This window comes from Streptomyces sp. NPDC004667, assembly GCF_040609475.1.
In the GTDB taxonomy this organism is placed as follows: domain Bacteria; phylum Actinomycetota; class Actinomycetes; order Streptomycetales; family Streptomycetaceae; genus Streptomyces.
The window spans coordinates 1-22,987 of sequence record NZ_JBEXKC010000040.1 but is presented as its reverse complement, the minus strand read 5'-3'; the positions used below and the strand labels follow the sequence as shown (position 1 = coordinate 22,987).

The 22,987-nt window shown below is 73.6% G+C and carries 20 protein-coding genes; 10 read left to right on the top strand and 10 right to left on the bottom strand.

Annotation, left to right across the window (positions count from 1 at the left end; translation table 11 throughout):
• Positions 1–349: 349 nt before the first annotated feature.
• Both ABZW32_RS22320 and ABZW32_RS22315 read right to left on the bottom strand, forming a co-directional pair.
• Complete coding sequence (locus ABZW32_RS22320; protein ID WP_356218343.1) at positions 350–2,050, bottom strand: ankyrin repeat domain-containing protein; 1,701 nt, start codon at positions 2,048–2,050, stop codon at positions 350–352.
• Positions 2,051–2,133: 83 nt separating this feature from the next.
• Complete coding sequence (locus ABZW32_RS22315) at positions 2,134–3,972, bottom strand: AMP-dependent synthetase/ligase (protein WP_356218342.1); 1,839 nt, start codon at positions 3,970–3,972, stop codon at positions 2,134–2,136.
• Between the two features lie 85 nt (positions 3,973–4,057).
• Between ABZW32_RS22315 and ABZW32_RS22310 the strand changes: the two genes are divergently transcribed.
• The 3 genes from ABZW32_RS22310 (at position 4,058) to ABZW32_RS22300 (ending at position 6,183) form a co-directional block, all read left to right on the top strand.
• The gene (locus ABZW32_RS22310) at positions 4,058–4,786 is read left to right on the top strand and encodes a MerR family transcriptional regulator (RefSeq protein ID WP_356218340.1); all 729 of its coding nucleotides are present in this window, start codon (positions 4,058–4,060) and stop codon (positions 4,784–4,786) included.
• Between the two features lie 208 nt (positions 4,787–4,994).
• On the top strand, positions 4,995–5,447 hold the full coding sequence (locus tag ABZW32_RS22305; RefSeq protein ID WP_356218338.1) for an SRPBCC family protein: 453 nt from the start codon (positions 4,995–4,997) through the stop codon (positions 5,445–5,447).
• Between the two features lie 61 nt (positions 5,448–5,508).
• Positions 5,509–6,183 carry a 1,4-alpha-glucan branching protein gene (locus ABZW32_RS22300; protein ID WP_356218336.1) on the top strand — a complete coding sequence of 225 codons (675 nt, stop codon included), beginning with the start codon at positions 5,509–5,511 and terminating at the stop codon, positions 6,181–6,183.
• A 166-nt stretch (positions 6,184–6,349) separates the two neighbouring features.
• Here ABZW32_RS22300 and ABZW32_RS22295 read toward each other — a convergent pair whose 3' ends face one another.
• The 6 genes from ABZW32_RS22295 to ABZW32_RS22270 form a co-directional block, all read right to left on the bottom strand.
• Positions 6,350–8,521 carry a 3-hydroxyacyl-CoA dehydrogenase NAD-binding domain-containing protein gene (locus ABZW32_RS22295; RefSeq protein ID WP_356218334.1) on the bottom strand — a complete coding sequence of 724 codons (2,172 nt, stop codon included), beginning with the start codon at positions 8,519–8,521 and terminating at the stop codon, positions 6,350–6,352.
• A gap of 220 nt (positions 8,522–8,741) precedes the next feature.
• On the bottom strand, positions 8,742–9,956 hold the full coding sequence (locus ABZW32_RS22290; RefSeq protein ID WP_030224794.1) for an acetyl-CoA C-acetyltransferase: 1,215 nt from the start codon (positions 9,954–9,956) through the stop codon (positions 8,742–8,744).
• Between the two features lie 26 nt (positions 9,957–9,982).
• On the bottom strand, positions 9,983–11,125 hold the full coding sequence (locus tag ABZW32_RS22285; RefSeq protein ID WP_356218332.1) for an acyl-CoA dehydrogenase family protein: 1,143 nt from the start codon (positions 11,123–11,125) through the stop codon (positions 9,983–9,985).
• Positions 11,126–11,138: 13 nt separating this feature from the next.
• Positions 11,139–12,164, bottom strand: coding sequence for an LLM class F420-dependent oxidoreductase (locus ABZW32_RS22280; protein WP_356218331.1), 1,026 nt, complete (start codon positions 12,162–12,164; stop codon positions 11,139–11,141).
• Entirely contained in the window at positions 12,164–13,375 is a 1,212-nt protein-coding gene (locus tag ABZW32_RS22275) for a CaiB/BaiF CoA-transferase family protein (protein WP_356218329.1), read from the bottom strand. Before ABZW32_RS22275 ends, ABZW32_RS22280 begins: the two co-directional genes overlap by 1 nt.
• Before the next feature lie 114 nt (positions 13,376–13,489).
• Positions 13,490–13,897, bottom strand: coding sequence for an MmcQ/YjbR family DNA-binding protein (locus tag ABZW32_RS22270; protein ID WP_356218327.1), 408 nt, complete (start codon positions 13,895–13,897; stop codon positions 13,490–13,492).
• A 106-nt stretch (positions 13,898–14,003) separates the two neighbouring features.
• Here ABZW32_RS22270 and ABZW32_RS22265 point away from each other — a divergent pair, with 106 nt between their 5' ends.
• Entirely contained in the window at positions 14,004–15,203 is a 1,200-nt protein-coding gene (locus ABZW32_RS22265) for a saccharopine dehydrogenase NADP-binding domain-containing protein (RefSeq protein WP_356218326.1), read from the top strand.
• Between the two features lie 24 nt (positions 15,204–15,227).
• On the opposite strand, the gene ABZW32_RS22260 is transcribed toward ABZW32_RS22265, so the two are convergent.
• Positions 15,228–15,905 (bottom strand): endonuclease V, encoded by a 678-nt coding sequence (locus ABZW32_RS22260; protein WP_356218324.1) that lies wholly within the window; start codon positions 15,903–15,905, stop codon positions 15,228–15,230.
• A gap of 25 nt (positions 15,906–15,930) precedes the next feature.
• On the opposite strand from ABZW32_RS22260, the gene ABZW32_RS22255 reads away from it, so the two are divergent.
• On the top strand, positions 15,931–16,230 hold the full coding sequence (locus ABZW32_RS22255) for a YciI family protein (protein WP_356218419.1): 300 nt from the start codon (positions 15,931–15,933) through the stop codon (positions 16,228–16,230).
• Positions 16,231–16,374: 144 nt separating this feature from the next.
• On the opposite strand, the gene ABZW32_RS22250 is transcribed toward ABZW32_RS22255, so the two are convergent.
• Positions 16,375–17,481, bottom strand: a complete 1,107-nt coding sequence (locus ABZW32_RS22250) for an oxidoreductase (protein ID WP_356218322.1) — start codon at positions 17,479–17,481, stop codon at positions 16,375–16,377.
• Positions 17,482–17,555: 74 nt separating this feature from the next.
• Here ABZW32_RS22250 and ABZW32_RS22245 point away from each other — a divergent pair, with 74 nt between their 5' ends.
• From ABZW32_RS22245 to ABZW32_RS22225, 5 genes are all read left to right on the top strand, one after another.
• Positions 17,556–17,969, top strand: a complete 414-nt coding sequence (locus ABZW32_RS22245; RefSeq protein ID WP_356218320.1) for a (4Fe-4S)-binding protein — start codon at positions 17,556–17,558, stop codon at positions 17,967–17,969.
• Between the two features lie 179 nt (positions 17,970–18,148).
• Entirely contained in the window at positions 18,149–18,565 is a 417-nt protein-coding gene (locus tag ABZW32_RS22240; protein WP_266843793.1) for an SsgA family sporulation/cell division regulator, read from the top strand.
• A 255-nt stretch (positions 18,566–18,820) separates the two neighbouring features.
• Positions 18,821–20,461 (top strand): ABC-F family ATP-binding cassette domain-containing protein, encoded by a 1,641-nt coding sequence (locus tag ABZW32_RS22235; RefSeq protein WP_356218318.1) that lies wholly within the window; start codon positions 18,821–18,823, stop codon positions 20,459–20,461.
• Between the two features lie 166 nt (positions 20,462–20,627).
• Positions 20,628–21,155 (top strand): hypothetical protein, encoded by a 528-nt coding sequence (locus tag ABZW32_RS22230; protein WP_356218316.1) that lies wholly within the window; start codon positions 20,628–20,630, stop codon positions 21,153–21,155.
• A 767-nt stretch (positions 21,156–21,922) separates the two neighbouring features.
• Positions 21,923–22,894, top strand: a complete 972-nt coding sequence (locus ABZW32_RS22225; protein ID WP_356218314.1) for an acyl-ACP desaturase — start codon at positions 21,923–21,925, stop codon at positions 22,892–22,894.
• Positions 22,895–22,987: the final 93 nt, after the last annotated feature.

Genomic DNA, 22,987 nt, shown 5'->3' with positions numbered 1-22,987 from the left:
CTACGTTCCGGAAGGAAGGAGTTGCGGTGAGCGAAGGTTCTGAAGGACCCCGTGTGTGGGTCGATCCTCGGTTCCGCGAGGTGGTGGCCGGCTGGGGTTCACACCAGGTCGTGCGACGTCCCGGAGGGCGTCCACGCCGCGTTTGCCCGCATGGGTCCGGGGTGACCCTGATGGTGGATCTCGAAACGGCCGCGCCTCGAAACGTCGAGTGCGGCGCGTGCTTCTCGCCTGAGGTCTGAGTCGTCGAACGCCGCCCCGGCCGACAGTCCCTCTGTCGGCCGGGGTTCTCTGGTGCAGTGCGGATCGGGGCGGGAGTTACCCCGCGCGGGCGCCCCCGGCGGACATGGGCTCAGTCGTGCAAGGGGCTGTCCGTGGGGAGCCCCACCCAGCGGCGGGGTGGGCCGAGGAGGGGGGACGGGTCGGTGATGGGGAGGCCCGCGCGGTCGCAGGCGTAGGCGAGGGAGCGCGTCCCGTACATGTCCCCGTACGGGCCCCACTGCCAGAAGCGGTGCAGCCAGAAGCCCTCCGGGGAGTCCTCCCGGGCCGTGAGGCCGATCTCCTCGTGGTGCGCGGTGACTCCGTCCACGGACAGGTGCCCGAACGTGCCGCCCTTCGGGTTGAAGTAGACCCCGTACGCGCATCCGCCCGGCGACACCGCGGCCAGGACGGCGGGCGAGGAGGCCAGGTATCCGGCGGGCTGCGTCAGGACGCAGCCGCCCGGCACCCCGCTCACCCCGAGGAACCACCCGGCGCGCGGGCCGTACGGGTCGAAGCCGTCGGGGCCCGTCCCGTACGGTCCGGGCTCCGCGTCCAGGTCCAGGACCGGGACGCGGTCCGGGTCCGCGCCCAGGCGGCGGATCACCTCCTCCTCGTCCACCCCGGCGACGAAGGCGACCGCGAGCCCCTCGGTGTGCACGCCCCGGAACACCCGGGCCTGCTCGTCGGCCGCCCGCTGCGCCGCCACCCGCCCGGGGTCCGGGGGCACCGCGCCCGGCAGGTCGGCGAAGAGCGGGGCCAGTTCGGTGGTGAGCGCGAGGCTCCCCGGCGAGCGGCCCGCGACGCGGGGCGTCCAGGCGTCGGCCCCGGCCGCCAGCAGGAGGGCGGCGTTGTCGGCCCGGCCGTGGGCCACGGCCTCCCAGAGCGGGGTCCTGCCCTGCGCATCGAGCGCGTCCACGTCCGTGACGCGGCGCAGCAGTTCGGCGAGCGACTCCTCGGCGCCCCGCCCGGCCACCCGGTGGAGCGGCCGCTCCTCGGGGTCCTGCGGGTCCGCCCCGGCGGCGAGCCGGGAGCGGATCAGCTCCGGGTCGCCCCAGCCCTCGTACCCCATCCCCTGCCAGTCGGCGCGGGGCGCTTCGGGCCCGGCCGGTGACGGGGTGGGGCGGGGCTCCGGCCCGGGGACCCGGGGCGCGTGGGAGGAGGGCAGGAGGGCCGCGAGCCCCCTGGCGGCCGGCGGCGGCGGGGCGGGCCAGATCTCGACCACCCCGGCGGCCGCGGCCCGCAGCCTCGTGGCGTCGAAGACGGTCCGTGTCTCGGGAACGCCCTCGGCGGGCCACTCGGTCACCAGGAGCAGTTCGCCGTCCGGCGGCAGTTGCGACAGGTGGAGGTCGACCTGCTGGTGGAAGGTGCCGCCGGAACCGCCGAGCGCGGTGAGGACGGGTCTGGGCCCCGTGATCGTGGACGGGGGCGCCGGCCAGGCCGGCCCGTCCAGGGTGGTGACGCGGCGCCCGTCCGCCAGCAGCAGGCCGAAGCGCAGCCCGTCGGCGCCGGGCCGGGGGTGGACCGGCCCGCGGAGGCCGTCCCGGCCGACGCGGCGCCGGAAGACCTCGATCCCGATGACCAGGGACCGGGGCCACACCTCCCACCCGGTCAGCAGGATCCGGGTGTCGGGTCCGTCCCCGATCCGCGCCGTCTGCGGGATCCGGGCCGGGAGGAACCAGTCCGAGGGCGGGTGGTCCTCGTTCGGCTGCGGCTCGTAGGCGCCGAGGTGCCACTCCGCCGGTTCGGCCGCCGGGGGCGGGTCGGCCACGATCAGCCCTTCGAAGAAGCTCATGGGCCGATCGTGACACCCGCCACTGACAACCGGTCAGGACCGCCGTGCCGACGCCGCCCCTACCGCGGCACGGGCGCCGGGCCCTAGCGCGGGGGCTCGGGCTGCGCCTCGTAGAGCTCCTCGATCAGGGGGCCGTACTTCTCCCGGACCACCCTGCGGCGGAGTTTCAGCGAGGGGGTCAACTCTCCCGTCTGCGGGCCCCACTCCTCGGCGAGCAGCCGGTAGCGCTTGATCTGCTCGGTGCGGTTGAGCCGGGCGTTGGCGGCGGCCACCGCGCGGGCCGTCTCCTCCAGGACGGCCGGGTGTTCGGCGAGTTCGGCGAGGGAGGCGGTCCCGATCCCCCGGGCGGCCGCCCAGGCCGGGGCCAGTTCGGGGTCCAGGACCAGGAGGGCGACCAGGTAGGAGCGGCCGTCGCCGTGGACGAGGGCCTGGCCGATCAGCGGGTGTTCCTTGACGGTGTTCTCCACCAGGGCCGGGGAGACGTTCTTGCCCGTCGAGGTGATGATCAGTTCCTTCTTGCGGTCGGTCAGCCACAGGAAGCCGTCCTCGTCGAGCCGGCCCACGTCCCCGGTGGGGAACCAGCCCTCGGCGTCGTGGGCGCGCTCCACCGTCCCGTCGGGGCGCAGGTAGCCGTCGAAGACGGTGGCCCCGCGGGTGAGGATCTCCCCGTCCTCGGCGATCCTCAGCTCCAGCCCCTCGATGGGCCGGCCGACCGAGCCCAGCCGGAAGGCGTCCCGCCGGTTGACGGTGCACACGCCGGAGGTCTCCGTCAGCCCCCAGGCGTCCATGATCGTGATCCCCCAGCCCGCCCAGAAGCGGACCACGTCGATCGGCATCGGCGCGGTGGCGCTGGCCGTCCACACGAGCCGGTCCAGTCCGGCCGTCCGGAGCAACGGGTCGAGCACCCGCTCCTTCGCCTCGGCGCACGAGGCTTCGAGCGCGGCCGGCACCTCCTCGCCGCGCTCCCGGTGGCCGGCCCTGGCGCGCGCCAGGGCGCAGGCCCCCTCGATGGCCCGCTGCTGCTCGTCGGGCAGCCCGGCGAGGACGGCCTTGACGGCGGCGGCGAGCTTCTCCCAGACCCGGGGGACCCCGAAGAACTGCACGGGGTGGCGTTCGCGGACCGCGGCGGCCACGGCGGTGGGGTCGGCGACCAGCCGGACGTGGGCCGCCCGCAGCAGCGGCAGGTAGATGCCGAGGATCCGCTCGGCGATGTGTGCGAAGGGCAGGTAGCAGAGGTGCTCGGCGTGTTCGGGCAGGTCCGTGTCGCGGTCGAGCCGCACCGACTGGAGCAGGATGTTGCGGTGGGTCAGCCGCACGCCCTTGGGGTCGCCGGTGGTGCCCGAGGTGTAGACGACCGTCAGCGGATCCTCGGGGCGGGTCTCGCGCCAGCCCTTCTCGAAGGCGTCGGCCCGGTGCAGCCGGGCGCCGTCCGACCGCACGGACGCGTACGTGCGGTGCGGGCCCGCCTCGGCGGCCTCGGCGACCACCAGCCGCTCCAGGGGCGCCGTGGGGTCCCGCAGCAGCGGCTCCCAGCGGGCCAGCTCGCCGGCGCCCTCGACGACCGCCACCCGGGCCCGGCTGTGGCGCGCTATGTGGGCGATCTGCTCGGGCGCCGAGGTTCCGTAGACGGTGACGGGGACGGCGCCGAGGTGGACGAGCGCCAGGTCGCTGAGCCAGTGTTCGGGCCGGTTGCCCATCATGAGCAGGACGTGTTCGCCGCGCTCGACGCCGAGGGCCGCGTAGCCGGCGGCGAGTACGGCGACCTCGTGGCGGACCTCGCTCCAGGTGAGGGTGCGCCAGTCGGCGGCCCCCTCGCGCCAGGAGAGGGCGGGCAGCTCGCCGTGTTCGGCGGCGTTGCGGACCAGCAGGGCGGGCAGGGTGAGTTCTTCGGGTCGTCCGGGCAGTCGCAGGTTCGTGGTCATGGGCAGCTCCTGGCCGTTTCACATCGTTGGTGCGACAGCAATACTGTTGAACCCAAGCTGTGGAGCAGAGAGCGAGGAGCGGACGATGGCCGACCGGGCGACCGAGCCGATGCTCACCGTGGACGAGCTGGCGTCCCGGGCCGGTGTCACCGTCCGCACCGTACGGTTCTACAGCACGCGCGGGCTTTTGCCCCCTCCCGTGATCGGACCCCGTCGGGTGGGCCAGTACGGACCGGAGCACCTGTCCCGGCTGGCGCTCATCGAGGAACTCCAGCACCAGGGCATGACCCTGTCCGCGATCCAGCGCTACCTGGACGCGCTCCCCGACGACCTGAGCGCGCACGATCTGGCGATCCACCGGGCGCTGGTGGCCACCTGGGCCCCCGACGCGGCGCGGGAGTTCTCGCGGGCGGAGCTGGAGAAGCGGGCCGGGCGGAGCCTGTCGGACACCGACCTGGGCAGGCTCGCCGCGATGAACGTGCTCGTGGAGGCGGGCGAGGGGTTCCGGGTGGACGTGGGGCTGTTGCGGCTCGGGGTCGCCCTGCTGGACGTGCCGATCGCGCACGGGACGATCCTCGCGGCCCGCACCGTGCTGTTGGAACACGCGCGGACGGCGGCGCACGAACTGACCGCCCTGTTCCGGGACGAGGTGTGGGGGCCGTTCACCGAGGGCGAGAGCGATCCGGAGCGGGTGGAGTCGATGAAGGCGCTGTCGGCGCACATGCAGCCGATGGTGGTACAGGCCCTGGTGACGGCGTTCCAGCGGTCGCTGCGGGAGGAGCTGCGGGCGGCCTTCGTCCCGGAGCCCGGGTGACGGGCTCCGGGCGTGGGGGGGCGGATCCGGCTCCGGTCGGGCTCCGGTCCTGAACCAGTCCGGCTCCGGTCCTGCACCGGTCTGGCCGGGGGCGGCCGTGACAGCCGTTCGGGTCTGCCGGACTGCGGGGGCGGGCGTACAGCGTGAGGCTGGGGGTGGGCAGGGCAGCGCGACGGCCCGGCCACCGTCCGGAAGGAGCGTGACCGCCGTGGCGCGCAACCGCCGTCTGATCCTGTGCCCGCCCGCCGAGGTCTGGCGCCTCCTGGCCGACGGGCACCGTTACGGGGAATGGGTGACGGGAACCCGGCAGGTCCTCGCCGCGGACCCGCACTGGCCCGACGTGGGCGCCCGGCTGCGGGTCCGCGTCGGCGTCGGCCCGCTGACCCTCGACGACACCTCCGTCGTCCGCGTCTGCGAACCGCACCGGCGCCTGGAGCTGGAGGCGCGGGCCGAACCCTTCGGCGCGGCCCGCATCGCGATGAGCCTGGCCCCCTGGGGCGAGAACACGCTCTTCACCCTCGACTGGCATCCGCTGCGCGGTCCCGGGACCCGCATGCACGGACTGCCGGTGGACTACCTCGTCGCCGTGCGCAACGGCATGATGCTGACGAAACTGGCCAGGATCGCCGTCCGGGAACACCCCGTGACCACTCCCCCGTGACCCGGGCCGGATACGGCCGCCCGCCGGTCAGCACCCCCGCCGCCCGGGTAGGTTTACGATCATGGCAATCATCCACCGCACCACCCTGAGCCCGACCAAGCTCGAACTCCTCGCCGACTGGCTCCCCTTGAGGCCCTGGTACCAGGGCACCGGGGACGTCTCGCAGCTCGCGCGGGCGGGCGGCTTCCGCCTCGACGACCCCGAGGGCGAGGTGGGCATCGAGTTCATGGTGGTCACCGACGCCTCCGGGGACGGGCCGGTCGCCCACCTGGTCCCGCTCACCTACCGCGGGGCCCCGCTGGACGGCGCCGGGGACGGGCTGGTCGGCACGCTCGAACACGGGGTGCTGGGTACGCGCTGGGTCTACGACGGCGCCCACGACCCGGTCATGGTGGAGCGGCTGGCGGCCCTGCTCGCGGGCCGTGCCGCGGCGCAGGCCCAGAGCGAGAGCGACACCCCCGACCCGACCGTCGAGGTCCTCGCCGGGCCGGCGGGCGTACCCGCGTCCCTGACCGGGGCCGGGAAGGTGAGCGACTCCGCCGACGCCACCGTCATCGGGGTGGGCCCGGCCGGCGGACCGGGACCCCTCCTCGACCTCACCCTGTCCCGCGTGCTGCTCGCCGGTCCCGCCGCCGGCGGGAACGGGCTCCTGGGCCAGGTGCTGGCCGGCTGGACCGACCCGGACGGCGCCGCTCGCCGCGGGGTGTTCGCCACGCTGGGCGCCCCCGGGCACTGAGACGGCGCCGGTGCGGCCCCGGGACCCGGCAGTACGGCCCCGGGACCGTGCCGGTACGGCCCCGGCACCGCGTCGGCACGGCCGCCCCGGACCCGCTCGCCCCGGACCCGCCCGTCCCGGACCCGCTCGCGCGCGGGCCCGGGGCGGGCGTCCGTAGCGGCCGCGCTCAGTCGGCGTAGGTCTCGCCGCGTTCGGCCTTGGCCACGAGGGAGGCGGGCGGGGTGAAGCGCTCGCCGTAGGTGGCGGCCAGCTCGCGGGCGCGGGCGACGAAGCCCGCCGGGCCGCCCTCGTAGCCGTTGATGTACTGGATCACGCCGCCGGTCCAGGCCGGGAAGCCGATGCCCATGATGGAGCCGATGTTGGCGTCGGCGATCGAGGTGAGCACGCCCTCGTCGAGGCATCGGACGGTGTCCAGGGCCTCGGCGAAGAGCATCCGCTCCTTCATGTCCTCGAAGGGGATGCTGGCGTCCGGCTTGGCGAAGTGCTCGCGCAGGCCGGGCCAGATGCGGGTCCGCCGACCCGCCTCGTCGTACTCGTAGAAACCGCCGCCGCCGCTGCGGCCGGGGCGGCCGAACTCGTCCACCATCCGGTCGATGACCGTGTCGGCGGGGTGTTCGGTCCAGGTGCGGCCCTCGGCCTCGAAGGCCTTGCGGGTCTCGTTGCGGATCTTGCGCGGGAGGGTGAGGGTGAGCTCGTCCATCAGCGAGAGCACCTTGGCCGGGTACCCGGCCTGGGCGGCGGCCTGCTCGACGGAGGCGGGCTCCACGCCCTCGCCGACCATCGCCACGCCCTCGTTGATGAACTGGCCGATGACGCGCGAGGTGAAGAAGCCGCGCGAGTCGTTGACCACGATCGGGGTCTTGTTGATCTGGCGGACCAGGTCGAAGGCGCGGGCGATGGCCTCGTCGCCGGTGCGCTCGCCCTTGATGATCTCGACGAGGGGCATCTTGTCGACGGGCGAGAAGAAGTGCAGGCCGATGAAGTCGGCGGGACGCTTGACGCCCTCCGCGAGCCCGGAGATCGGCAGGGTGGAGGTGTTGGAGCAGAGCAGGGCGTCGGGCGCGATGACGTCCTGGACCTCCTGGAACACCCGGTGCTTGAGGGCGGTGTCCTCGAAGACGGCCTCGATGACGGCGTCGCAGCCCGCCAGGTCGGCGGCGTCGGCCGTCGGGGTGATCCGGGCCAGCAGCTCGGCGCGCTTGGCCTCGGTGGTGCGGCCCCGGGAGAGCGCCTTGTCGAGGAGCTTCTCGGAGTACGCCTTGCCCTTGGCTGCTGCCTCGGCGGTGACGTCCTTGAGGACCACCTCGATGCCCGCGCGGGCGCAGGAGTAGGCGATGCCCGCGCCCATCATGCCGGCGCCGAGGACGGCGACCTTCTCGACCTTGCGGGGCTCGACGCCCTGCGGGCGGCTGCGGCCCGCGTTGACGGCCTGGAGGTCGAAGAAGAACGCCTGGATCATGTTCTTGGCGGTCTGACCGGTGACCAGCTCGGTGAAGTACCGGGCCTCGATGGTCAGCGCGGTCTCGAAGTCCACCTGGGCGCCCTCGACGGCGCAGGCCAGGATGTTGCGGGGCGCCGGGTACGGGGCCCCGTTCAGCTGCTTCTTGAGGTTGGCCGGGAAGGCCGGGAGGTTGGCGGCGAAGCGCGGGTTGGACGGGGTACCGCCGGGGATCTTGTAGCCGGGTACGTCCCACGGCTGCTTCGACTCGGGGTTGGCGTCGATGAAGGCGCGGGCCTTGGCGAGCATCTCCTCGGGGGTGGCGGCCAGTTCGTGTACGAGGCCGTTGTCGAGGGCGCGCTGCGGGGTGTACTGGGTGCCCTGGAGCAGGACCTTGAGCAGCGCGTCGGCGATGCCCATGAGGCGGACGGTACGGGTGACGCCGCCGCCGGCCGGGAGCAGGCCGAGGGTGACCTCGGGCAGGCCGATCTTGGAGCCGGGCGCGTCGAGGGCGATCCGGTGGTGGGAGGCGAGGCAGATCTCGTAACCGCCGCCGAGGGCGGCGCCGTTGATCGCGGCGACCACGGGCACGCCGAGGGTCTCGATGCGGCGCAGCGAACGCTTGATGGCGGTGCCGGTCTCGAACGCCAGGCCCGCGTCCTCGGGGCGCAGCCGGATCATGTCCTTGAGGTCGCCGCCGGCGAAGAAGGTCTTCTTCGCGGAGGTGTAGACGATGCCCCGGATGGAGTCCTTCTCGGCCTCGGCGCGGTCGGCGATCGCCGCGATGGAGTCCTTGAAGGCCTGGTTCATGGTGTTGGCGGACTGGTCCGGGTCGTCGAGGACCAGCGTGACGATGCCGGTCTCGTCCTGTTCCCAGCGGATGGTGCGGGTCTCGGTCATGGGGTGGGTCTCTCCGTGGAAGTCTGGTTCGGCGGGGCCGGGCGGAAGGCGCCTGGCCCGGAGGGGGCCGGAAGGTCCTGGCCCGGAGGGGGCCGCGAGGGTCCGGCTCGGGTGCACCGTGCGGCGGTCGGGCCCGGTGGCGGGGCCTTCGCCGCGTCGTGCTGCCGGGTCGTCCGGTGCGGATCCCGGCGGCGCGGGCGGGGCGGGATCCGGAGGGGGCCTAGAGGCGTTCGACGATGGTGGCGACGCCCATGCCGCCGCCGACGCAGAGGGTGACGAGCCCGTAGCGCTTGTCCTGGCGCTCCAGTTCGTCGACGACGGTGCCGAGGATCATGGCGCCGGTGGCGCCGAGCGGGTGGCCGAGTGCGATGGCCCCGCCGTTGACGTTGACCTTGTCGAGGGACAGGCCCATGTCCTTGACGAAGCGCAGCACGACGCCGGCGAAGGCCTCGTTGATCTCGACCAGGTCGATGTCGTCGATGGTGAGCCCGGCCTTGGCGAGGGCCTTGCGGGTGGCCGGGGCGGGACCGGTGAGCATGATGGTGGGCTCGGAACCGGAGACGGCCGCCGAGACGATCCGGGCGCGCGGGCGCAGGCCGTGGCGTTCGCCGGCCTCCCGGGAGCCGATGGCGACGAGGGAGGCGCCGTCGACGATGCCGGAGGAGTTGCCCGCGTGGTGGACGTGGTCGATCTTCTCCACCCAGTGGTACTTCTGCAGCGCGACGGCGTCGAAGCCGCCGAGGTCGCCGATGTCGGCGAAGGAGGGCTTCAGCTTGGCGAGGGTGTCGGCGGTGGTTCCCGGGCGGACGAACTCGTCGTGGTCCAGGACCACGAGGCCGTTGCGGTCGGTGACCGGCACGACCGACCCGGCGAAGCGGCCGTCCTTGATGGCCGTCGCGGCGCGCTCCTGGGAGAGGGCGGCGTACTCGTCGACGTCCCGGCGGGAGAAGCCCTCGATGGTGGCGATCAGGTCGGCGCCGATGCCCTGCGGGACGAAGTTGACGTCCCAGTTCGTCATCGGGTCGTTGAACCAGGCGCCGCCGTCGGAGGCCATCGGAACCCGGGACATGGACTCCACGCCGCCCGCGAGGACCAGGTCCTCCCAGCCGGAGCGGACCTTGGCGGCGGCCAGGTTGACGGCCTCCAGGCCGGAGGCACAGAAGCGGTTCTCCTGGACGCCCGCCACGGTGTCCGGGAGGCCGGCGGCGATGGCCGCGATGCGGGCGATGTCGGAGCCCTGGTCGCCGACGGGGCCGACGACGCCGAGCACGATGTCGTCGATGCCGGCGGGGTCCAGGCCGGGGTTGCGCTCGCGCAGGGCGTGGATGAGGCCGACGACCAGGTCGATCGGCTTGGTGCCGTGCAGGGCGCCGTTGGCCTTGCCGCGGCCGCGCGGCGTGCGGATCGCGTCGTACACGTACGCTTCGGTGCTCACAAGTCAAGCCTTTCTGGGGTCCGGCGTCAGCCGAGGAGGGAGCGGCCGATGATCTCTTTCATGATCTCGGTCGTGCCGCCGTAGATGGTCTGGATGCGGCCGTCGGTGAAGGCACGGGCGACCCGGTATTCGCTCATGTAGCCGTACCCGCCGTGCAGTTGCAGGCAGCGGTCGGCGACGCGCTTTTGGAGTTCGGTGGCCCACCACTTGGCCATCGAGGCGTGGACGTGGTCCAGTTCGCCGTTCGCGTGGTCGGTGATGCAGCGGTCGAGGAAGGCCCGGGTGACCGCGCACTCGGTGGCCATCTCCGCTATCTCGAAGCGGATGTGCTGGAGCTTGGCGAGGGGCCTGCCGAAGGCCTCGCGCTCCTTCACGTACTGCGTGGTGATCTCCACCAGGTGTTCGGCGGCGGCGATCGCGGCCATCGCGATGCCCATGCGTTCCTGCGCGAGGTTGGTCATCAGGTGGACGAAGGCGCCGTTCTCCTCACCGAGCAGGTTCTCCTTGGGGACGCGCACGTCGTGGAAGAAGAGCTCGGCGGTGTCCTGCGCCTTCTGGCCGATCTTGTCGAGGTTGCGGCCGCGCTCGAAGCCCTCCGCGCCCCGCTCGACGACCAGCAGGGACAGGCCGTGGGCCCCGCCCTCGGGAGTGGTCTTGGCGACCACGATCACCAGGTCGGCGAGGATGCCGTTGGAGATGAAGGTCTTGGAGCCGTTGAGCAGCCAGTGGTCGCCCCGGTCCTCGGCGGTGGTGCGGATCCCCTGGAGGTCGCTGCCCGCGCCCGGCTCGGTCATCGCGATCGCGGTGATGGTCTCGCCGGAGCAGAAACCGGGCAGCCAGCGCCGCTTCTGCTCCTCGGTGGCCAGCGAGGTCAGGTACGGGCCGATGATGTCGTTGTGCAGGCCGATGGCGAGGCCGGGGGCCCCGGCCCGGGTGAACTCCTCGGCGATCACGGCCGCGTAGCGGAAGTCGGGGTTGCCGCCGCCCCCGTACTCCTCGGGCACGGCGAGGCCGAGCAGGCCCTGGCGGCCCGCGGCCCGCCAGGCCCCGCGGCTGACGATGCCGTCCTTCTCCCACTGGTCGTAGTGCGGCAGCACCTCCTTGGTCAGGAAGGTGCGGACGGTCTCGCGGAACGCCTCGTGGTCGGCGTCGAAGATACGGCGTTGCATCGGTCCGGTCCCCCTAGAGCCAGCTCTTGACGGTTTCGATCAGCCGGACCGGCTCGGGGCCGACGGGCGTGACGTTGAGCATGGTGACGCCCGCCTCCCGGAACGCCTCGACGCGCTCGCGCACGTAGCCCTCGGGCCCGCACAGGGTCATGAGCTCGCAGAACTCGTCCGGGACGGCGGCCGCGGCGTCGCGCTTGCGTCCGGCGAGGTAGAGCTCCTGGATCTTGCGGGCCTCCTCGCCGTACCCGTAGGCGACGGCGAGGTCGTTGTAGAAGTTCTTTCCGGGCGCGCCCATGCCGCCCACGTACAGGGCGATCTGCGGGCGGGCGAGGTCCCGTGCGGCGGCCGCGTCCTCGCCGATGGCCAGCAGGCCGCCCGCGACGGTCTGGAGCGGGCCGAGTTCCGGGGACCTCTTGGCCGTCCCCTCGGCGAGCGGGCCGCCCCACACCTCGGCGGCCTTCTCCGGGATGAAGAGGGTGGGCAGCCAACCGTCCGCGATCTCGGCGGTCATCCGCACGTTGGCCGGGCCGAGGGAGGCGACGTAGACGGGAACGGCGGAACGCACCGGCCGGGTGAGGATCTTCAGGGGTTTGCCGAGCCCGCTGCCCTTCGGAGCCGGCAGCGGCATGTCGGTGATGCCGTGGTGGTCGATCGTCTCGCGGCGCCACACGCGCCGGCACAGCTCGACGGTCTCCCGGGTCCGGCCGAGCGGCCTGTCGTACGGCTTCCCGTGCCAGCCCTCGACCACCTGCGGCCCGGAGGCGCCGAGGCCGAGCAGGGCCCGGCCGCCGGAGACCGCGTCCAGTCCGGCGGCGGTCTGGGCGATGAGCGCGGGGGTGCGGGAGTACACGTTGAGGATGGCCGAGCCGATCTTCATCCGCTCGGTGCGGGCCGCCAGGTACCCCATGATGGTCGGGGAGTCGAAGCCCCAGGCCTCGGCCACCCATACGGCGTCGAGCCCGGCCGCCTCCAGGGCGGCGGCCTCGTCGGCGGCCTTGCGGGGGTCGCCCGCGTAGTCGAGCAGCATGGACAGTTCCATCAGGCGCCCTCGCCCTTCGCCGTTGCGGTTTCCGTCGCGGTTCCGGATGCCGTCGTCGATGCGGTGTCCGCCGCTGTCCCGGATGCCGTCGCTGTTGCCGTCAGGCCCGGCAGGTCCCAGTCCCGGGCCACCGCCGCGGTGTCGGCGCCCGGCCGGGCGGGGCCCGCGGTCACGGCGGCCGGGGTCGCGGAGAACCGGGGTGCCGGGGCGGGCTGGGTGATCCCGCCGAAGTCGGTGAACGTGGCGCGGGCGGCGAGGTGCGGGTGGTGCGGCGCCTCGCGCAGGGAGAGCACGGGAGCCACGCAGGCGTCGGTGCCCTCGAAGACCTCGGTCCACTCGGCGCGGGTACGGGTCCTGAAGCGGGCGGCGACGGCCTCGCGCAGCGCGCCCCAGCGGGCCGGGTCCTTGCGGGCGTCGGCCTCGTCCCCGATGCCGAGGAGTTCCGCGAAGGTGTCGTAGAACTGCTGCTCCAGCGCGCCGACCGCCATGTACCGGCCGTCGGAGGTCTCGTAGGTGCCGTAGAAGGGGCAGCCGCCGTCGAGGAGGTTGGCTCCGCGCCGGTCCTGCCAGCCGCCGGCCGCGACCATCCCGTGGATCATGGCGGTGAGGTGGGCGGTGCCGTCGACGATCGCGGCGTCCACCACCTGGCCGGTGCCCCCGGGGGTGCGGGCGTGCTGGAGGGCGGCGAGGACGCCGATGACGAGGTAGAGGGAACCGCCCGCGTAGTCGCCGACCAGGTTGGCGGGGACGGCCGGGGGCCCGTCCGGGTCGCCGATCATGCCGAGGGCGCCGGTGACGGCGATGTACGCGATGTCGTGCCCGGCGGTGTGCGCGAGCGGGCCCTCCTGGCCCCACCCGGTCATCCGGCCGTAGACCAGCTTCGGGTTGCGGGCGTGGCAGTCCGCCGGGCCGACACCGAGCCGCTCGGCGACCCCGGGGCGGAAGCCCTCGATCAGTACGTCGGCCCGTTCGACCAGCTCCAGCACCCGGGCGGGGCCCTCGGCGGACTTGAGGTCGAGCACGACGGAGCGCTTGCCCCGGTTGGTGATGTCGTAGGCCGGGTCGATGCCCAGGGCGCCGCCGCCGGGCCGGTCCACGCGCACCACGTCCGCGCCGAGGTCGGCGAGGACCATCGCGGCGAACGGCCCCGGTCCGATGCCGGCCAGTTCGACGACGCGTACTCCCGCGAGCGGGCCTGCTGTCACTGCCATCGAGCCCCCAGCATCCTGGTGTGCGCTTCCGAGGCGCCTGCGCGTACGTGTGACACAACTGATGTAACACCAGCGATGCTAGGAACGTGTTCCACGCAGCACAAGAGCAAGCGCTTAGTCGATTTCCCGCGTGGCCGGTTCCGGGCTCCGGGCGTCCAGTTCCCTCACGTGCCGTTTGAGGGCGACGGTCCGGTAGCTCTCCTCCACCCATTCGCACAGCACCTCGGCCGACGGGGCCCCCTCCTCCCCCAGCGGTACGGACACCCAGCCCGCCCTGCCCAGCCCGTACCCGGTGGGCGCGGCGCCGGGAGCGGTCATCGCGTGCCCGTGCAGGGCCTCGTCCTTCAGCTTGACGGACAGGCCGGGCGGCTCCGGGCCGTCCGCGTTCCCCAGGAAGACGAAGATCTTCTTGTTGACCTTCACCACGCCGTCCTCGGGCCCCCAGGGATGCTCCTCCACCGCCTCGGGCAGCCCGAGGGCAAACGCGCGCACCGTCTCCCACTTGCGCACCGCAGCCTTCATCGACGCTCCTCCTCACCACCGGTCACACCGGCCCGTCACCCGCTCACACGGGCGGCCGACCCCCACGCTAGCCTCAGCCACCGATACCAGCTGGGAGGAGCGGTTCATGAACGAGCACGTCCGGCGGAGCCGACCGCAACGGGCCTATGACGTCGTCCTCTTCGGCGCCACCGGGTTCGTCGGGGCGCTGACAGCCGAGTACCTCGCGCGGCACGCCCCGGCCGGTCTGCGGTGGGCGCTGGCCGGCCGCGACCTCCGCAAGCTCGAACGACTGCGCGAACGGCTGGCCGCGCTCGACCCGGCGTGCGCCCGCCTGCCGCTGCTGCGGGCCGACGCCGCCGACACCGGCGCCCTGCGCGAACTCGCCGCCTCCACCGGGGTGCTGGCCACCACGGTGGGGCCGTACATCTGGTACGGGGCCGAGCTGGTGGCGGCCTGCGCCGAGGAGGGCACCGACTACGTGGACCTCACCGGGGAGCCGGAGTTCGTCGACCGGATGTACGTCGCGCACGACGCGCGGGCCCGGGAGACGGGGGCGCGGCTGGTGCACGCCTGCGGGTTCGACTCGATCCCGGCCGACCTGGGGGCGTACTTCACGGTGCGCCGGCTGCCCGCCGGGGTGCCCCTGCGCGTGGACGGCTTCGTCCGCTCCAACGCGCTGTTCTCCGGCGGTACGCTCGCCTCCGCCCTGACCGCGCTGGGGCGGGGCCCGCAGACCCTGGCCGCCGCGCGCGCCCGCAGACTGCACCAGCCGCGGCTGCCGGACCGCCGGGTGCGGGGCCCCGTGGGCGCCCCGCGCTTCAGCCGGGAGACCGGGACCTGGGCCCTGCCGCTGCCCACCCTGGACCCGGCCGTCGTGGCCCGGTCGGCGGCGGCCCTGGAGCGGTACGGGCCGGACTTCCGCTACCGGCACTACGCCTCCGTGCGCCACCTCCCGGTCGCCGTCGGCGGGACGGCGGCCATGGGCGCGACGGTGGCCCTGGCCCAGGTCCCGGCCGCCCGGCGATGGCTGATGGGCCGCTGGGAGCCGGGCAGCGGGCCCGACGCGCAGCGCCGCGCGCGCAGCTGGTTCACGCTCCGGTTCGTCGGCGAGGGCGGCGGGCGGCGGGTCTTCACCGAGGTGTCGGGCGGGGACCCCGGCTACGGGGAGACCGCGAAGATGCTGGCCGAGTCCGCGCTCTGCCTGGCCCTGGACGCCCTGCCGGAGCGGGCCGGCCAGCTCACCACGGCGGTGGCGATGGGCGACGCCCTGCTGGAACGGCTCCAGAAGGCGGGAATCCGCTTCCGGGTGGCCGACTCGCGCTGACGCCCCACCGTGGCGGGCCGGCCGTCAGGAGGCCTCGCGCAGGGCGCGCCGGCACAGGGAGTCGGCGCGCCGGGTGGTCTCGGGGATCCGGTACGCGGGGCTCAGGGCGAGGGCGTGGGCGCAGGCGTTGTCCAGCGAGACCCGGTGGCCCACGGACACGTACACCGGCTTGACCCCGTCCCGGGTGCGCAGCGCCCGCCCGACGACGGAGCCGTCGGGCGCCAGGAGCGCGGAGGAGTCGCCGCGCCGGGAGCCCGGTTCCTCGTGGGAGAAGGTGAACGGGTTCTTGGCCACGCCCATGCTCGGCAGCCCGGTGACCACCCCGAGGTGGCAGGCGAGGCCGAAGCGGCGGGGGTGGGCCAGGCCGTAGCCGTCGCAGACGACGAGGTCCGGGACGACCGTGAGGGCGTCGAGGGCTGCCAGTACGGTCGGCAGTTCGCGGAAGGCCAGCAGCCCGGGTACGTACGGGAAGCTCACGTGCCCGACGGCGGTCGCCTCCCCGACCGGCTCCAGGGTGGCGGCGTCGAGGACGACGGCCGCGGCGGCGACGAGGTCGCGCTCGTCGTCGTAGGCCACGTCCACTCCGGCGACGAGGCCCCGGCCGGGGAGCGGGCCGGGCTCGTCGAGCACGACCCGGTCGCGGAGTTCGTCCTGTATGGCGCGGGCCTCGGCCTCGTCGGCGGGGGTCTTCACAGTCGTCATGGAGTGCGAGAGTAGCCTGGCGATCATGTTCGTCATGGAGCTCACCTACACCGCGCCCGTCGAATCCGTCGAGGAGGAGATGGACGCCCACATCGCCTGGCTGGACGGGTACTACGCGTCCGGCGTCTTCCTCGCCTCGGGCCGCAAGGTCCCGCGCGAGGGCGGGATCATCCTGGCCGCGGGCGTCTCCCGCGCCGAGGTCGAGAGGATCGCGGCCGAGGACCCCTTCACGGTGGCGGGCGTCTGCGCCTACCGCATCACCGAGTTCATCGCCACGAAGACCTCCTCCGACCTGGCCGCGGTCCGCGAGACCCTGCCCGCCTGACCCTCCCCGCCCGCCCCACCCGGCCCGACCCGTCCGTACCGGCGGCCCCTCCCGTACCGGCGGCCCCGCGCGCGGGCGGGGCCGCGGCCGGCGGGTTCGCCGCGGGCCGCTGTCCGGGCACGGACCCGTTCACCGGGGGCCCGCTCAGCGGCCCGGCCTCCCGAGCACCTCCAGCCGGGCCACCCGCCCCTTCTCCCCCGCCGCCCAGCAGCCGCCGTCGGCCGTGCAGTCGACGGTGTCGTAGGAGCCCGCGTCCAGGGTCCGCCAGGTGCGGCCCGCGTCCGTGGTGACGTCCGTGCCCGTCGGGCCCACCGCCAGCGCGGTCGAGCGGCCGTACGGGAACCAGGCCGCGCCCGAGCGGTAGGCGGGCGGCGGGGTGGCCGCCCGGCTCCAGCCCCGGCCCGCGTCGGCGGTGCGGGCGGCGGCCTGCGGCGAGGCCTGGCCGGCGCGGTAGTCGCCGCCGACCGCGAGGCCCGTCGTACGGTCGCGGAAGGCCAGGGCGAAGACCCCGCGGGCCGGGTCGCCGGCCGGGACGGTGGAGTCGGCGGCCCGCCAGGTCAGCCCCCGGTCGGAGGAGTGCAGCACGCGGGCGACCGGGCCGCCGCCGGTGGCCAGCCAGACGTCGCGCGGCCCGGAGGCCACCAGGCACTGCCCGCTCGCCGCGAAGGCCGCCTCGCCCGGCAGGGCCACCGGCATTCCCGCGTCCGGCAGCACCCGCCAGCTGCGGCCGCCGTCGTCCGTGGCGAGGATGCGGAACTTGCCGTCCACCGGGTCGCTCATCGCCAGTCCGTGCCGGGCGTCGAGGAAGGTGAGGCAGTCGTAGAAGGCCCGCGGATCGGGGTTGCGGAAGGTCTCGGTCCAGGTGGCGCCGCCGTCCTCGGTGCGCAGCACCCGCGAGGCCTCGCCCTCGCCGATGGACAGGGCGACCGCCCGCCGCGCGTCGAAGGCCTCGATGTCGCGCAGCTCCAGCCCCTCCGCGACCGCCCCCGGCGGTGACACGTCCTGCCAGCTGCGCCCGCCGTCGCCGGTGCGCAGGACGGTCCCCTTGGTGCCGGCCACCCAGGCCGTGCTGCGGCTGACGGCCGCGAGACCGCGGAACCGGGCCTCCTTGCCGGTCGCCTTCAGCGCCCAGCCGACGCCCCGTAATCCCGCACCGGGGGTGTCTCCCGCTCCGGTGTCCGCCTGCGCCGGCGCGACGGCCAGCCCCACCAGCAGGGCTGCCGCGCACATGCCAACTCCCAGAAGTCTCATGGCGCGGGAAGCTAACGCACCCCACATCCGCCGTCCAGGGTGCGTCGGGAGCCGCGCGTTCCTAGTGTGGGGCCATGCCCTCCAAAGGACCGAAGGCCTACGAAGGCAAGAGCGTCACCGTCACCTACGACTCCGGGCGGTGCCTGCACGCGGCGGAGTGCGTCCGCGGCCTGCCCGGGGTGTTCGACACCGGGCGGCGCCCGTGGATCGATCCCGACGGGTCCGGGCCGGAGCGGGTCGCCGAGGTGATCCGGCGCTGCCCGTCGGGCGCGCTCCAGTACCTGCTGTCCGGGGGCCCGGCGGAGGAGGGGGACCGGCCGACCAGCGTCACGCGGTCCCCCGTCGGCCAGTTGGTGCTGCGCGGGGAACTCAGCGTGACCACCCCGGACGGTCGTGCGCACCGGGAGACCCGGGTGGTCCTTTGCGCCTGTGGAGTGAGCGGTAACCAGCCTTATTGCGATCACTCCGGGGCCTGCGGCGCCGACTGATGACCCCGCGTCCGGGCCGTTGCCGCCCTCACTCTGTGCGATCACACAGGGGAGATCAGGCCAATCGGTGACACAGCTCACGTCATCCGCCGTGCACGGATTTGCCGATTCCGGCGTCTATCCGGTTGCCGGGTCCCACCCCACAGCCCGGCCGCAGATCCGCCGCAAGGGAGTGAGCCTTGATCACTGTCATCGAGCAGGCCGTGCAGGCCCGTCTGGTCGCCACCGCGCCGAAGGTCGAGACCGTGCCCGTCACCCTCTGCTACGACCGCGCGGATCCCTTCGCCGTCCGCATGGCCTTCCCCGCGCCGGCCACTCTGGAGGGCGTCGAGGTCTCGTGGACCTTCGCCCGCGAGCTGCTGACCTCCGGCCTCCAGCACCCGGCCGGCTGCGGCGACGTGCGCGTGCGGCCGTACGACGGGGACCGGACCACGGTGGAGTTCCACGCGCCGGAGGGCGTCGCGATCGTGCTGATGCTGACGGCCGAACTCCAGCGGTTCCTGGAACGGGCCTCCGCCGTGGTGCCACCGGGGCTGGAGCACATGTACCTGGACATGGACCAGAGCCTGGACGAGCTGATGCGGGGATCCTGCTGACCCTCCCCCGTCCGTTCGACCCAGGGCCGTTGCCCGTGGACCGCGCCCGCCCGGCGCGGTCCACGGGGAGCGGCCCCAATTCGTTTGCGTGCTCCCTCGGCCGTGCGTACCGTCGTGAACGCCCCATCCCCGCCGAACGGAGTAGGACGTTGCTCTTCTGAGGTCCGAGACACCGACCGCCAGCACATCCCTGTGACCGACACGTCGGCTGTCTCCCCGCGTTGCACTCACCACTCACGCAACCTGGAGGCCTCCATGAGTCACCCCTCTGCCTTTCTCTCCTGCTCCGACCTGTCCTTCGACTGGCCCGACGGAACCCCTGTCTTCGACGGGTTCCAATGGACCGTCGGCCCCGGCCGCACCGGCCTGGTCGGGCTCAACGGCTGTGGGAAGTCCACCCTGTTGAAACTCGCCGCCGGCGAGTTGACCCCGTCCGCCGGACGGATCTCCGTGGCCGGGACCCTCGGCCACCTCCCCCAGGACGCCACTCTCGACACCGCCCTGCGCGTGGACGAGGCGCTCGGCATCCGCGCCACCCGCACCGCCCTGCACGCCATCGAGGCGGGCGAGGCCACCGAGGCGAACTTCGCCGCCGTCGGCGACGACTGGGACGTGGAGGAACGGGCCCTGGCCACGCTCGACCAGCTCGGGCTCGCCCGGATCGGCCTGGACCGCACCGTGGGCGAACTGTCGGGCGGCGAGTGCGTCCTGCTGCGGCTCGCGGCGCTGCTGCTCGCCCGCCCGGACGTGCTGCTGCTCGACGAACCGACCAACAACCTGGACCTGAGGGCCCGCCGGCGCCTGTACGCGGCCGTCGAATCCTGGTCCGGGGTGATGGTCCTGGTCAGCCACGACCGGGAGCTGCTGGAGCGGGTCGACCAGATCGCCGACCTGCACGACGGCGAAGTGCACTGGTACGGCGGCAACTTCAGCGCCTACGAGCGGATGCTCGCCACGGAACAGGAGGCGGCCGAGCGGACGGTCCGGGCCGCCGAGGCCGACGTACAGCGCCAGAAGCGCGAACTGGCCGACGCCCACCTCACCTTGGCGCGGCGCAAGCGGTACGGCCAGAAGATGTACGACACCAAGCGCGAGCCGAAGATCGTCATGGGTGCCCGCAAACGCGCCGCCCAGGAATCGGCCGGCAAGCACCGGATCCTGCACACCGAGCGGCTGGCGGACGCCCGCGAGCGGCTGGACCAGGCGGCGGAGGCGGTCCGCGACGACGCCGAGATCCGCATCGAACTGCCCGCCACCGGGGTGCCGCCGGGCCGTCGGGTCCTCACCCTGAGCGATCTACGGCTCGCGCACGGGGCCTCGGCCCCGGGCGAATGGGAGGTGCGCGGCCCGGAGCGGATCGCCCTGGTCGGCGGCAACGGCTCGGGCAAGACCACGCTGCTGCGGACCGTCGCGGGGTTGCTGCCCCCGGTGTCCGGCGAGGCGGTCACCCACGTACCGGCGCGCTTCCTGCCGCAGCGGCTCGACGTCCTGGACGACGAGTGCTCGGTCGTGCAGAACGTGGCGCGGTTCGCCCCGCAGGCCACGGACAACCAGATCCGGGCGCGGCTGGCGCGCTTCCTGTTCCGGGGCGCGCGGGCGGACCGGGCGGCCGGCACCCTCTCGGGCGGCGAACGCTTCCGGGCGACGCTGGCGGCGCTGCTGCTGGCGGAGCCGGCGCCCCGGCTGCTGATGCTGGACGAGCCGACGAACAACCTCGACCTGGCGAGCGTCCGGCAGCTCGCCGGCGCCCTGGAGGCGTACGAGGGCGCCCTGGTGGTGGCGAGCCACGACGTGCCGTTCCTGGAGTCCATCGGCATCACGCGGTGGCTGCTGCTCGACGGGACGCTGCGCCCCACCTGCGCCGAGGAGGTCAGGGAGTCACGGTGGCACGGGTGAGCGCCGACGGGGGCACCGGGCGGGCCAACGGGCCACCGAGCCGCGGACCTTGAACCCACCGAGCGGCGGCGGGGGCGAGCGCGGATCCCCACCCCCGGGGCCCGGGGCCCGGGGCCCGGGGCCCGGGATAAACTGCCCCGCCCCACCCCGACCGGAGGCCATCTCAGTGTTACCTGCACGGATATTCGCCGTAGCCCCGCCGGCTCTGGTGATTCTCGCCCTGTCCGGCTGCTCTTCCTGGGACTGCACCGACACGACGGCGGAGCGCGGTAAGGCCGGTGTCAGGGTGCAGGTCGTGGACACGGGCGGGCAGCCTCTCGGCGTCACCGCCGCGGTCGTCGACTGGCGCCCTGAGCCCCACCCGCAGCTGCCCTCCGAAGGTGACCGGGTCCACTTCCACTTCCGCTTCGACAGCGCCAACGAACATTCCGACACCGCAGTGGACGCCTGCGCGGTCGACAAGGAGCGTGTGGCGTTGGGGTGCAAGACGGTTTACTCGTCCCAGGCGTTCGGGCCAGCCGACGATCCCCTCACGGGCGACGACTGGCTCACCGTCGAGCACCCTGAGCAGGTTGCCGGAGTGTTGTTGATCCCCAATAACCAGTCCCACGACGGACCCACCTGTGAAGCGGACATCAAGGACGGCGGCGGCATGCATCCTCCGGAAGCACCCAACAGGGGGGACCAGCTGTAGGGAGGTCAAGGCGGTCGAGTGCGAGGCACGGGTCTGCCGGCGGCCAGGGCCGGGGTCCGGAGGCCCGGGGCCCGTGGGGCCGGGCCTCACGGCGCCCGCCGCGTGGACACCTCGCACGACCGCGCGGAGGGGGCGTCGGAGATTCCGTTCACGGCCGGCGGCTTCCCGCAGCCGGCCCTTCCCCCGCGCGCATCGTCGCGGCGATCGCCCGGCCGGACACCACACCGCCCGACACCGCTCGATTCGCACATGAAGCCGTCGCGCCGCCACGGCCCGCCGGAGCGCCCGCGCGCACCGGCCCCGCCCGCCGCCGGCTCGCGCGACGCCGTCGCACCGTCGCCCGGGACCGCCGGACGCCCGACCGGCCGCCCCACGGGGAGACCCGACGGGCGCGCGCACGACCACCACCGCGGCCGGCCCCGCGCGGGCCGGGGCCCTCCGCGGCGGGGCCGCGAACCGTTTCCGCTCCGGCCCGGACGGCGACGGCCCGGCCCTCATCGGGACCACGGGGTCCGAGAACCGCGTGACCGGTCCGCGCGAAGTACTCCGCACACCGCTCCCGGCCGTCAAAGCGGAAGCTGCCGACCACCTTCTGGCGTGAATCTCACCTTTCTGAAGCCCCGAAGGACCCTCACAAACTGCATGAATAACCGGACGTAACCGGACATATCGACGCCTGGGGCTTGGCTGGCCTTGATGTCGCGCTTAACCTACGACTCCGTAGGCTACGGAACCGTAGGTAATTCGCTTTGTCCCCAGGAGCACCCGTGACGATCACCTCTCCCCACCTCGGCAGCTCGGAGGCGTGGACCGACGCCAAGCTGCTGTACGCGCTGGAAGAGGTGGTCGAGAAAGAGCTCAACCGCCACCTGAAGGTCACCAAGGACTGGATGCCCCACGAGTACGTCCCGTGGAGCGACGGCCGGAACTTCCCGGGCTTCTTCGAGGACGGCGAGGCCTGGGACCCCCAGCAGTCCAAGGTCACCGACATCGGCAAGATCGCGCTGGTCGTCAACCTCCTGACCGAGGACAACCTCCCCAGCTACCACCACGAGATCGCGACCCTTTTCGGCCGCAACGGCGCCTGGGGCACCTGGGTGCACCGCTGGACGGCCGAGGAGGGCCGCCACGGCATCGTGATGCGCGACTACCTGCTGGCCTCGCGCGCCGTGGACCCGGACAAGCTGGAAGCGTTCCGGATGCAGCACATGTCGGAGGGTTTCGAGTCCGACAACGCCCACTCGATGCTGCACTCGGTGGCCTACGTCGCCTTCCAGGAGCTCGCGACGCGCATCTCGCACCGCAACACCGGCCACCAGTCCGGTGACCCGGTCTGCGACCGGATGCTGGCGCGCATCGCGCAGGACGAGAACCTGCACATGATCTTCTACCGCAACCTGCTGGGCGCCGCCTTCGAGATCGCCCCGGACCTGACGATGCAGGCCGTACGGGACGTGGTCGTCAACTTCCGGATGCCCGGACACGGCATGCCCGGCTTCGAGCGGATGGCCGCGCAGATGGCGATCGGCGGGGTCTACAACCTGCGGATCCACCACGACGACGTGCTCAGCCCCGTGATCCGCTTCCTCAAGATCATGGACATCGACGGGCTGGGCCCCGACGGCCAGAAGGCCCAGGAGGAGCTCGGGCTCTTCATGAACGGGCTGGACTCCGAGGCCCGCAAGTTCGACGAGCGCCTGGCCGCCCGCGCCGCGCGCCTGGCCGCCCGAAAGGGCTGACCGAAACCGACGACCGGCCCCGGCGAGGGGTCCGGTCTGTCCGTCCGGACGCGGCGAAGCCCCGGCAGGCTCTCCTGCCGGGTCTTCTCCGAG

Excerpts from the sequence above, each read along its gene's own strand:
- ABZW32_RS22275 (WP_356218329.1), bottom strand. The coding sequence starts at position 13,375 with ATGGCAGTGACAGCAGGCCCGCTCGCGGGAGTACGCGTCGTCGAACTG.
- ABZW32_RS22295 (WP_356218334.1), bottom strand. The coding sequence starts at position 8,521 with ATGACCGAGACCCGCACCATCCGCTGGGAACAGGACGAGACCGGCATC.
- ABZW32_RS22270 (WP_356218327.1), bottom strand. The coding sequence starts at position 13,897 with ATGAAGGCTGCGGTGCGCAAGTGGGAGACGGTGCGCGCGTTTGCCCTC.
- ABZW32_RS22250 (WP_356218322.1), bottom strand. The coding sequence starts at position 17,481 with ATGAGACTTCTGGGAGTTGGCATGTGCGCGGCAGCCCTGCTGGTGGGG.
- ABZW32_RS22300 (WP_356218336.1), top strand. The coding sequence starts at position 5,509 with ATGGCAATCATCCACCGCACCACCCTGAGCCCGACCAAGCTCGAACTC.
- ABZW32_RS22245 (WP_356218320.1), top strand. The coding sequence starts at position 17,556 with ATGCCCTCCAAAGGACCGAAGGCCTACGAAGGCAAGAGCGTCACCGTC.
- ABZW32_RS22315 (WP_356218342.1), bottom strand. The coding sequence starts at position 3,972 with ATGACCACGAACCTGCGACTGCCCGGACGACCCGAAGAACTCACCCTG.
- ABZW32_RS22260 (WP_356218324.1), bottom strand. The coding sequence starts at position 15,905 with ATGACGACTGTGAAGACCCCCGCCGACGAGGCCGAGGCCCGCGCCATA.
- ABZW32_RS22265 (WP_356218326.1), top strand. The coding sequence starts at position 14,004 with ATGAACGAGCACGTCCGGCGGAGCCGACCGCAACGGGCCTATGACGTC.
- ABZW32_RS22285 (WP_356218332.1), bottom strand. The coding sequence starts at position 11,125 with ATGCAACGCCGTATCTTCGACGCCGACCACGAGGCGTTCCGCGAGACC.
- ABZW32_RS22320 (WP_356218343.1), bottom strand. The coding sequence starts at position 2,050 with ATGAGCTTCTTCGAAGGGCTGATCGTGGCCGACCCGCCCCCGGCGGCC.
- ABZW32_RS22255 (WP_356218419.1), top strand. The coding sequence starts at position 15,931 with ATGTTCGTCATGGAGCTCACCTACACCGCGCCCGTCGAATCCGTCGAG.
- ABZW32_RS22280 (WP_356218331.1), bottom strand. The coding sequence starts at position 12,164 with ATGGAACTGTCCATGCTGCTCGACTACGCGGGCGACCCCCGCAAGGCC.
- ABZW32_RS22310 (WP_356218340.1), top strand. The coding sequence starts at position 4,058 with ATGGCCGACCGGGCGACCGAGCCGATGCTCACCGTGGACGAGCTGGCG.
- ABZW32_RS22235 (WP_356218318.1), top strand. The coding sequence starts at position 18,821 with ATGAGTCACCCCTCTGCCTTTCTCTCCTGCTCCGACCTGTCCTTCGAC.